Source organism: Paenibacillus aceris (assembly GCF_017874035.1).
Lineage (GTDB): Bacteria > Bacillota > Bacilli > Paenibacillales > NBRC-103111 > Paenibacillus_E > Paenibacillus_E aceris.
On record NZ_JAGGKV010000049.1, the window covers coordinates 1 to 8,866 of the forward strand.

General features: G+C 45.9%; 9 protein-coding genes, 22 tRNA genes and 1 rRNA gene. 2 read left to right on the forward strand and 30 right to left on the reverse strand.

The window, feature by feature from the left end; genetic code table 11:
• Positions 1-332: 332 nt before the first annotated feature.
• Positions 333-1,406, reverse strand: coding sequence for an FUSC family protein (locus J2Z65_RS34740; RefSeq protein WP_167062993.1), 1,074 nt, complete (start codon positions 1,404-1,406; stop codon positions 333-335).
• Between the two features lie 174 nt (positions 1,407-1,580).
• Between J2Z65_RS34740 and J2Z65_RS34745 the strand changes: the two genes are divergently transcribed.
• Both J2Z65_RS34745 and J2Z65_RS34750 read left to right on the forward strand, forming a co-directional pair.
• A complete protein-coding gene (locus tag J2Z65_RS34745) occupies positions 1,581-2,168 on the forward strand; it encodes a DUF1989 domain-containing protein (protein WP_338111747.1) in 588 nt (195 codons plus the stop codon).
• Positions 2,169-2,231: 63 nt separating this feature from the next.
• Positions 2,232-2,981, forward strand: a complete 750-nt coding sequence (locus tag J2Z65_RS34750; protein ID WP_167062988.1) for a YqcI/YcgG family protein — start codon at positions 2,232-2,234, stop codon at positions 2,979-2,981.
• A gap of 47 nt (positions 2,982-3,028) precedes the next feature.
• Here the strand turns inward: J2Z65_RS34750 and J2Z65_RS34755 are convergent, their stop codons facing one another.
• The 29 genes from J2Z65_RS34755 to rrf all read right to left on the reverse strand — a co-directional run.
• On the reverse strand, positions 3,029-3,661 hold the full coding sequence (locus J2Z65_RS34755; RefSeq protein ID WP_167062985.1) for a spore coat protein: 633 nt from the start codon (positions 3,659-3,661) through the stop codon (positions 3,029-3,031).
• 75 nt (positions 3,662-3,736) lie between these two features.
• Positions 3,737-4,174 (reverse strand): HEAT repeat domain-containing protein, encoded by a 438-nt coding sequence (locus J2Z65_RS34760; protein WP_167062982.1) that lies wholly within the window; start codon positions 4,172-4,174, stop codon positions 3,737-3,739.
• A gap of 100 nt (positions 4,175-4,274) precedes the next feature.
• Entirely contained in the window at positions 4,275-4,853 is a 579-nt protein-coding gene (locus J2Z65_RS34765; protein WP_167062979.1) for a TetR/AcrR family transcriptional regulator, read from the reverse strand.
• Between the two features lie 468 nt (positions 4,854-5,321).
• Positions 5,322-5,513 carry a hypothetical protein gene (locus J2Z65_RS34770; protein ID WP_167062976.1) on the reverse strand — a complete coding sequence of 64 codons (192 nt, stop codon included), beginning with the start codon at positions 5,511-5,513 and terminating at the stop codon, positions 5,322-5,324.
• Between the two features lie 58 nt (positions 5,514-5,571).
• On the reverse strand, positions 5,572-6,165 hold the full coding sequence (locus tag J2Z65_RS34775) for a DNA methyltransferase (protein ID WP_275691060.1): 594 nt from the start codon (positions 6,163-6,165) through the stop codon (positions 5,572-5,574).
• Between the two features lie 37 nt (positions 6,166-6,202).
• Positions 6,203-6,535, reverse strand: a complete 333-nt coding sequence (locus J2Z65_RS36300; protein ID WP_167062996.1) for a DNA methyltransferase — start codon at positions 6,533-6,535, stop codon at positions 6,203-6,205.
• Positions 6,536-6,674: 139 nt separating this feature from the next.
• Positions 6,675-6,745 (reverse strand) — tRNA-Gly (locus J2Z65_RS34785).
• 12 nt (positions 6,746-6,757) lie between these two features.
• Positions 6,758-6,831, reverse strand: a tRNA-Pro gene (locus tag J2Z65_RS34790).
• A gap of 6 nt (positions 6,832-6,837) precedes the next feature.
• A tRNA-Leu gene (locus tag J2Z65_RS34795) sits at positions 6,838-6,916 on the reverse strand.
• 5 nt (positions 6,917-6,921) lie between these two features.
• Positions 6,922-6,998: transfer RNA gene (locus J2Z65_RS34800), tRNA-Arg, on the reverse strand.
• Positions 6,999-7,018: 20 nt separating this feature from the next.
• Positions 7,019-7,104, reverse strand: a tRNA-Leu gene (locus J2Z65_RS34805).
• Positions 7,105-7,118: 14 nt separating this feature from the next.
• Positions 7,119-7,189: transfer RNA gene (locus J2Z65_RS34810), tRNA-Cys, on the reverse strand.
• A 4-nt stretch (positions 7,190-7,193) separates the two neighbouring features.
• A tRNA-Gly gene (locus J2Z65_RS34815) sits at positions 7,194-7,265 on the reverse strand.
• Between the two features lie 39 nt (positions 7,266-7,304).
• Positions 7,305-7,384: transfer RNA gene (locus tag J2Z65_RS34820), tRNA-Leu, on the reverse strand.
• A gap of 19 nt (positions 7,385-7,403) precedes the next feature.
• Positions 7,404-7,479: transfer RNA gene (locus J2Z65_RS34825), tRNA-Lys, on the reverse strand.
• 10 nt (positions 7,480-7,489) lie between these two features.
• Positions 7,490-7,561 (reverse strand) — tRNA-Gln (locus J2Z65_RS34830).
• 15 nt (positions 7,562-7,576) lie between these two features.
• Positions 7,577-7,649: transfer RNA gene (locus tag J2Z65_RS34835), tRNA-His, on the reverse strand.
• Positions 7,650-7,667: 18 nt separating this feature from the next.
• Positions 7,668-7,749 (reverse strand) — tRNA-Tyr (locus J2Z65_RS34840).
• A gap of 26 nt (positions 7,750-7,775) precedes the next feature.
• Positions 7,776-7,851, reverse strand: a tRNA-Thr gene (locus tag J2Z65_RS34845).
• A 16-nt stretch (positions 7,852-7,867) separates the two neighbouring features.
• A tRNA-Asp gene (locus J2Z65_RS34850) sits at positions 7,868-7,944 on the reverse strand.
• Between the two features lie 22 nt (positions 7,945-7,966).
• A tRNA-Val gene (locus J2Z65_RS34855) sits at positions 7,967-8,042 on the reverse strand.
• Between the two features lie 21 nt (positions 8,043-8,063).
• A tRNA-Glu gene (locus tag J2Z65_RS34860) sits at positions 8,064-8,138 on the reverse strand.
• 23 nt (positions 8,139-8,161) lie between these two features.
• A tRNA-Ser gene (locus J2Z65_RS34865) sits at positions 8,162-8,250 on the reverse strand.
• A 10-nt stretch (positions 8,251-8,260) separates the two neighbouring features.
• A tRNA-Met gene (locus J2Z65_RS34870) sits at positions 8,261-8,337 on the reverse strand.
• 20 nt (positions 8,338-8,357) lie between these two features.
• A tRNA-Ser gene (locus tag J2Z65_RS34875) sits at positions 8,358-8,446 on the reverse strand.
• Between the two features lie 19 nt (positions 8,447-8,465).
• Positions 8,466-8,538: transfer RNA gene (locus J2Z65_RS34880), tRNA-Asn, on the reverse strand.
• A 3-nt stretch (positions 8,539-8,541) separates the two neighbouring features.
• Positions 8,542-8,617 (reverse strand) — tRNA-Ala (locus tag J2Z65_RS34885).
• A 30-nt stretch (positions 8,618-8,647) separates the two neighbouring features.
• Positions 8,648-8,724: transfer RNA gene (locus J2Z65_RS34890), tRNA-Ile, on the reverse strand.
• A 51-nt stretch (positions 8,725-8,775) separates the two neighbouring features.
• Positions 8,776-8,866 (reverse strand): 5S ribosomal RNA (gene rrf / locus J2Z65_RS34895); the annotation flags it as partial.

Here is an 8,866-nt window from a genome sequence, read left to right on the forward strand (position 1 = left end):
TTATAGTCGATTGCTCGACTGTGCTTACTCACTCGTTGTTCAGTTTTCAAAGATCAATTTCTTTCGTTCACCGCCGCGTTACCGAAGCAGCGAGAAGTAATATACCATATCTGTTTTTCATTTGCAAGCTTTAATTTTTACATCCATTCGTGAAGATATTCAACACGTTCAGATCTCGATTACCGCTTGCGCCCCGTTCCGTTTGGAACAAGAATCATAATATAGCACATAGGATTTTGGAATGCAACCCTCACGCTAATTTTTATGAAAAGAACCCCCTAGCGCCAGATATTATCTGAAAGCTGTGAGGCTCAGCGGGTTTTCACTACGAACTATTTCAACCTGATACCTTTAAGTAATATTTCGAGAGGTTCTCTCTCCTCATTTTCACCACGATTATCGTGCTCAACGAGTTTATCCAGCCGTGCAACCTGATGACCATAGTCGTACATAGCCGCTGCCACAATGGACAAGCGTAGCAAACCCTCCGGCTGTTTCGTATAGCGTTCAATGAGAACGGTCATGAAACGCTCGTTCTCCGCTTCCATTTCTAAACCTTCCGTAAGATCATCTTTCAGCTTGTCATCAAATTTTAACAGAACATGCTCGTGGAACTTTATTAGCTTTTCCATATGTTGATCAAAATAGTCATCAATGGCTTCCGTCCGGGCAGCCTGAAAGTAGTGCTCATCTACAGCTTCAAGAACTTCAAGTCCTTTGTACATTACCAGCAGCTTTTGCTTATATACAACAAGCTCGCGAATGCGACCGAAGCCATTGCCTTTTCCTTTGAGCTTTTTGGTCTCCTCTTCCATGAGCCTGTACTTGTCCGATAGGGATTTCAGGCTGCTTCGAAGGCTTTCTTTTTCCTCACGAAACACAGTTTCCTTCATTTCATTAGAAATAACAGTTCGGAGGAGCAACGACATTTTGCTGAAAATGGTCTGAATCTGCGCGGCAAATTGCTCTTTGGGCTTGGGCGGAAAGAAGAAAATATTCACGACGAAAGCACAACCGATACCTATTAAACTTAACAACAACCTATTGAGCGCGAACTCCCACTCCCCAGAAGCCTCCATCACCGCTACAACGGTAACCAATGTAAGGCCTATCGTTTCTTCCATTCGCATTCTAAGACTGATGATAATGACAATAATACATACGATTCCAATAGCAATGACATTATTTGAGAAAAACATACCAGCCAGCAGCGCTAACGCCGCACCAAGAATATTCGTCTGCAGTTGCTCCAGAAAATAGCGCCACGATCGGTAGATCGAAGGCTGCATGGCGAAAATAGCAGCAACAGCGGCAATTACAGGAGGAGTAAAATTAAGCCAGGCACTAATATATAAGGCCAAAGCAACGGCGATACCCGTCTTCCAAACACGCGCACCGAAAACCATGAAATCCCCCTCATTCAAAATATTAATTCACTATTATCTTACACAGGTACGGTGGTTGATGCAAAAGAAACAATTTATTAGCCTCCTTGTTACTTCCAGCCAGCCTGCATGTCAGTCTCTTTGTGAAGCCATACTGTTAAGGTACTTTCGATAACGTGCCGGAGGCGACTTATGATCAAACAAAAATGGCGAATTCCACCCACCCAAGGGCTTGGATTTAAACTCAGTAAAGGACAAGTAGTTCGGGTAACTGACGTAGAAGGCGAGCAGGTTGCTGACTTTGTAGCCTATCATGAAAATGACATCAGAGAACGTCTGGACCCGGGAGTTACAATGGATGCCCTGCATAAATTGAAAGTGAAGCCAGGGGACATACTTTACACCAATACATACAAACCCATGCTAACAGTCGTTACTGATCAAGTAGGTCAACACGATTTCATTAATCCAGCCTGCCGCAGCGAAATGTACGAGGTTCTATACAATAAAAAAGATCATGCAAGCTGCTATCATAACCTGAATCTGGCCATTGCTGAATTCGCAATACCCGCCCCCGACCAGCACTATCCCGTCAATTTATTTATGAATACCGTCATCCATCCGTCTGGAGAAATCACGGTAGAAAAGCCGCTATCAAAGGCTGGAGATTATATCGAACTTCGGGCGGAAATGGATTTAGTCATAGCCGTGTCTGCATGCCCCTGCTCTGAGAGCGCCTGCAATGGATTCATGTGTACACCTATTGACGTAGAAATTTTGTAGGCATTCACCCAACTCTTCTTCTCCGCATACTATGCTCCGAATGAGTGAAGGAGGGTTTGGTTTATGGTTCAATTATATGCCAAAGGCTGGTTAGATCGTCATTTAACAGACCTGACCACTTGGCAGCAAGACGCCTTTCGTAAGTTCGGTCATATGATTGCGGACGAAGACCGAATGTATCCATGCATACCAGGAAGACAGGGCTTCCTCTCCGATAGTTTGCGTTTTGGGTTCGCAGATGAGCCAAGATCTGAAGAAGCAATTAAACAAGTTGCCCAGCTGCTGCAGCAATACGGTGAATGCTCCCGTGATACTGGAAAGTATGCTTCACTAGTTATATTTTTTGAAACAACGGAAGAACTGGCGACCAGCTTCACTGTAGAAGATTACGAGCAGGTTTTCTGGTCCGTTTTGAGCCGGGTTAGCGCTAAAGATCGGGTCCCCTGGCCTGCTCACATTCCCCAAGATCCGACTCATCATGCCTGGGAGTTCTGCTATAGCGGCCATCCCTATTTCGCCTTTTGCGGGACGCCTGCCCATCATGTTCGCCGAAGCCGTTGGACACCTTATTTTCTAATTACCTTCCAACCCCGATGGGTTTTCGAAGAAATCAATGATTCAACGGCTTTTGGACGTAATATGAAAAAGCAAATCCGCCAAAAACTAGTCGAGTACGACGGTGTGCCGGCGCATCCCTCGCTCAAATGGTATGGTGAGGCTGATAATCTGGAGTGGGAGCAATATTTTCTGCGTGATGATGAGAGTGTGGCTCCTAAGTGCCCTTTTGCGTCTATGGCGTTGAAAAAAATGTAAAGAAAAAACCAGCCAAGGTCTGAGCGACCAAAGCTGGTTTTCGTCTATTAATGAATCGTCGCTCGATTATTAGGAGGCATTTGCGGCATACCTTGCGCCGGAACGAACGTATTCAGCATTTTCTGCATATCAGCGGTCCCAAGCTGTGGAACCTGGTAGTAGGCATTTCTATTTTGATACAAGAAAATTTCATAGGCCATCTCGATAAAATTCTGTACTTGTGAAGCGAGCACACGACGCACGGTAGGGTTCGTCACCTCAACGGATGTCATTGTCAATAGAGCCGCATGAGATTTGATTAGCCCCAACATATGAGCACTAATGCCCGCGTCCTTCACGTCAGCCAGCGATTGATTCGGCTTTTTGGGCTGAGTTGGCTTGATCCCATAGATCGGCTGAGACAAATTTCGGATCATGTAGGTTTGCGTCTCGTTGCTCGGCTTTTGCCCCGTAGTAAAGCATTCTGCCGTTAAATTATAGTGGTACAACGTAAAGCTGTACTGATGATCCAGAATGTCCAGAAGCTCGGGGTCTTGGACAAACTGTCTGAAAATCATGAACTGGTCAAGTACATTGATGGTACAAGCTAACACTTCGTGCAAATCAAAAAGTTCATGCCCACCATGATTCATGTTAGGCGCCATTTGATTCATATTGTTATATGGTGTTTGCTGCTGCATCTCGAAGTCTCCTTTAATAAGTGGATTGGTAACTTCGATAATATGAGCCAGAATGGCCGATTTTATTCGTTTCGTCTACTTCAACAGGGAAGCCCAAGTGGTTTCAAGCCACTTATCAAAGTCGGCTCCTTTGTCGCCTTCGTAGGTATCGTATACGTCACTTCTCGTTTTCTGGAGCTTTTCTTTAAACTCTTCAAAAGTGTGACCTTCCGGCAAACTCTTTTTGATGCGCACAAATACCTTGCCCGCCCCTTTAATTAAATCGCCTTTCTTCCGCGGAGGCAGCTGGACATCTTCGCCAAATGCTCTGAGCTTGCGATAGGCCGTCTCTTGAATGGGATAAACGGTATCGCTGGACATGATACGGGTCAGTATATTTATACTCTGCTGATCGTTCCACTGACCTAACTGTTCAACAGCATCCAGACGTTCTCTCCAATTGGATGTTCGGTTTACGGATTTTTTTAATTCTTCAAAATTGGCAGGCACTTCATTATTTAGTTCTATATTCAATTGACTCAAGCTCCTTCGACTGCTGCAATATGCGCATGTTCATGTTCTTTTACTACAATGATGTTACACTTTTTAAGAGCGAAGCGCCAATAGGATGGTTTCACGTCTGAAGACCTCGAAAGAACAACTCGAAACTAACAGCCATTTGCGTATTGAGCTTCTCATCGCCCATCCCCATTCCCCAGCAAATGAGTACGCCCATATAAGTTTGAATAGCTTGATCTGCGATCATTTCTGCAGGAAAGACGGTCGAGAACTCCCCTCGTTTTTGTGCTTCTTCTATAAGAGGGATAATTATTTGTTTTAGCTCTTCCAGCATCTGCAGCTGATTGGATACAGTTTTCTCGTTGCTTAAATTGCTTTGAAATAACGCACGAGCAAGCTGTCTGGTATAGGGTACCAGCCTTACCAATTGTATTAGGAATTCCCGTAGGTGAGGGAGAATCGGTCCGCTTTTATCCTTCAGTTTAATGAACTCGGTGGAAGCCCAGAATGTCTGGATATCACAGAAAACCTCTTCTTTACTGGCAAAATAGTTAAAAAACGTTCCCTTCGCAACACCAGCTCGCTCCGTGATCTGATGAACCGTTGTCGCATCGTAACCTTGCTCCGCAAATAGTTGGAGCGCTGTGTCTATGATCTTTTTGCGCGTGGCCTGCTTTTTTTCCTCACGGTTCATAGGTTCATCTCCGTTTATGGCTAATGTTTACGCTGCATTTATCAAGTATAGAGGAAACGTTAGATTTGTTCAATTCAAAAAATGACCAAAGGTATAATAATATGATTATTATCTAGTGTTTGTTTAAGCGATTATAAAACATCTTCTTTACTTAAAGATTTTATACAAACCTTTAAATATGACCATTGGTTTAAAATTAAAGGCAACCTAAGGCCACACTTATGTAATAACTACAAATCACTGAGTGGGGTGACTGTTGAGTTTACAAGCAGTGCGTGCCCATTTTCATGGGCTGGGGGCAAGTGGCTTATCGTCCCTTCCTGGCCGTTCTCGCCTTCTCACCCAAAGCATCCGCCGTGGCGGAACAAACAGCGCTTTCCTTTGGAAACCGCAGCGCAGCATAAATGCTCAAAAGCCCGAGGCTTAGTCGCCTCAGGCTTTTGATTTTTGGATTTATATCTGACGCGCCTAGCTTGAGCTTACGACTACTCCCCTGCAGTACTTGCAAACTGCCGCATCGATTTCGATTTCCTCATTGCAGTAGGAGCATTCCTTATGTGTTTTCACTTGCATCGACTCCACCGCTTTTTTCTTCTTCGCGCTCGTTACAATCAACAGGCCGATGACAACAATGACAACCACGATTATCCAAAAAATCATACCGAAACACCTCCTAGTTGATGAACAACTTTTGATGAATCCGTATATGTATATTCGCCTATGCTTGTCTATTTGTCTTTGTCCTTATTTGAAAATGATAACTGCGACCAAAAATATCTCTTACACGGATTCCGCTGCTTTCATGAAAGCTTTCCTGAATGAATCTCTCTTTTGGCAGCGATAGTAGTTCATCCACCCGCTCTTGTATCTTTTTCCACTCAAAAACATGTCTACCGTTATTCAGTGTTACATATGGTACATTGTACAGTGCCCATACTCTCCAATTCACATGTTCCAATACAAATGTACCGCGATGAAGAGCAAGCGTTGGGAGAGGGATTTTCACTGTTCGTGCCGCATGGATATCGTTTTCATTGATGAGGGGAACTAACCAAAAGCTGTTGCCATCAGACCTAGTTTCTTGATTCATTTCGATTACTGGAGATTGAACGCCAAATGCGGATAGCCGAAGCTTGGTAAGTTCTACTGCATGCACATTACAGTCACTAGCTACCCACCTGCGTCCCAACAGTTCCGCTGCCACCAGCATACTGCCGCTGCCGCAATAAAAATCACCAATGAGATCTCCTTCTCTCGTTGTTGCCTCCAAGATCCGCCGCATAAGCTTTTGAGGCTTCTGAGAAGGGTACAACGCGTCTTCTTGCCCAAGCTCATCATAAAATCCAACATCATCCCCAAATGGAGGGGATTATTTGCTCGTCATTTTTCATGAAAAGTGCAGTCCTCCGATAGAAAAACAGAGATTCATGCGATAAGCCAAACTGACTATGGTATAAATACGGATTCTCCGTGATTTTCCAAATAACTTCACATATAAAGTGATCTCTATGAAAAGCCGTATCCAAAAGTACTTTCAGATAGTGGCCCTCTTTCTGCGAGATTTGCAATACTAATACGCCTCTATCACTTAAAAGCTCTCTAGCCAACTCTATCCTTAATTTATAGTCCGCTAGATAGAGCTCCGGCCTCTTGGTTTCAAGAAACGCAAATTTGAAATAAATGAAAACCTACATGAACTCCAAGCGTATACGGGAAATATGTCGAATATCATAAATATTGATAAAATTTGTCGTTTAATGTGTTTTTTTCCAAAGTAGTCCAAATAAAAAAGACCACCCGAAGGTGATCTTTCTTATTTAAAGCGGGTGATGGGAATCGAACCCACGCTACCAGCTTGGAAGGCTGAAGTTCTACCATTGAACTACACCCGCGAAAAATTAAAGTCGGGACGACACGATTTGAACATGCGACCCCCTGCTCCCAAAGCAGGTGCTCTACCAAGCTGAGCTACGTCCCGAGAAAATACCGGCGAGAGGACTCGAACCTCCACTCGTGAGAACTCGATTTTGAGTCGAGCGCGTCTGCCATTCCGCCACGCCGGCATATGTGGCGCGCCCTGAGAGATTCGAACTCCCGACCTTTTGATTCGTAGTCAAATACTCTATCCAGCTGAGCTAAGGGCGCGTATGAAATTGATGTAACAATGCCGAAGACCGGACTTGAACCGGTACGATAGTCACCTATCGCAGGATTTTAAGTCCTGTGCGTCTGCCGATTCCGCCACTCCGGCTTACTGAAGGCAGAAGGCGCTACCCAGATTCGAACTGGGGGTAAAGCTTTTGCAGAGCTCTGCCTTACCACTTGGCTATAGCGCCAAAAAGCGGAAGACGGGATTCGAACCCGCGACCCTCGCCTTGGCAAGGCGATGCTCTACCCCTGAGCCACTTCCGCATGTTAAATGGGGTCCCCCAAAATCGCTTTGGGGGGAAATGCGCGTAGAGGGACTTGAACCCCCACGGTCACCCGCTAGATCCTAAGTCTAGTGCGTCTGCCAATTCCGCCATACGCGCATGTTGTAAAAAAGGCAAATGGTGAGTCATGTAGGATTCGAACCTACGACACCCTGATTAAAAGTCAGGTGCTCTACCAACTGAGCTAATGACTCAAGAAAAGAACTGGGGATCAAGGATTTGAACCTTGGCATGACGGAGTCAAAGTCCGTTGCCTTACCGCTTGGCTAATCCCCAATGGTAAAGATAATGGGCGGACGACGGGACTTGAACCCGCGAATGCTGGATCCACAAACCAGTGCGTTAACCCCTTCGCCACGACCGCCACATTATAAAAGATAGATGGAGGCTGATGGATTCGAACCACCGAACTCGGAGAGAGCAGATTTACAGTCTGCCGTGTTTAGCCACTTCACTAAGCCTCCATATTGTAAAACGATAAAGCTAATTGTGGTGCCGTCGAGAGGACTTGAACCCCCAACCTACTGATTACAAGTCAGTTGCTCTACCAGTTGAGCTACAACGGCATATTGTTTGTTATAATGGCGGAGCCGACGGGATTCGAACCCGCGGTCTCCTGCGTGACAGGCAGGCATGTTAGGCCTCTACACCACGGCTCCACACTTATAGGTATTGCATAGATGGTGGAGGCTGACGGGATCGAACCGCCGACCCTCTGCTTGTAAGGCAGATGCTCTCCCAGCTGAGCTAAGCCTCCATAGGAATGAAACTTCAAGAATGGTGACCCGTAGGGGACTCGAACCCCTGTTACCTCCGTGAAAGGGAGGTGTCTTAACCACTTGACCAACGGGCCTAATTGAATAAAAGATTTACCGACGGAGAGAGAGGGATTCGAACCCTCGCACCGCTTACGCAGTCTAACCCCTTAGCAGAGGGTCCCCTTATAGCCACTTGGGTATCTCTCCAATTTATTACTGGTAGCGGCAGAGGGGCTCGAACCCCCGACCTTACGGGTATGAACCGTACGCTCTAGCCAGCTGAGCTACGCCGCCATAATGTCTTTTATAAGAAACGGAGAAGGAGGGATTCGAACCCTCGAGACGCTTGTGACGCCTACACGATTTCCAATCGTGCTCCTTCGGCCAGCTCGGACACTTCTCCTAGTATTTATTGGTTAAGACTCCCCGAACAGGACTCGAACCTGTGACAACTCGATTAACAGTCGAGTGCTCTACCAACTGAGCTATCAGGGAATATGGTGGAGCCAAGCGGGATCGAACCGCTGACCTCCTGCTTGCAAGGCAGGCGCTCTCCCAGCTGAGCTATGGCCCCTTAAGACTTGACTGGAATCTAAAAAATTCATGGTAGGCCCTAGTGGACTCGAACCACCGACCTCACCCTTATCAGGGGTGCGCTCTAACCAGCTGAGCTAAGGGCCTATATTTATGATCCACTCCAAAGGAGTTGGAAAAACACCCACAAGGGGTACTGCTTGGCAACGTTCTACTCTCCCAGAACCCTGCGGTTCAAGTACCATCGACGCTGGAGGGCTTAACGGTCGTGTTCGAGATGGGAACGCGT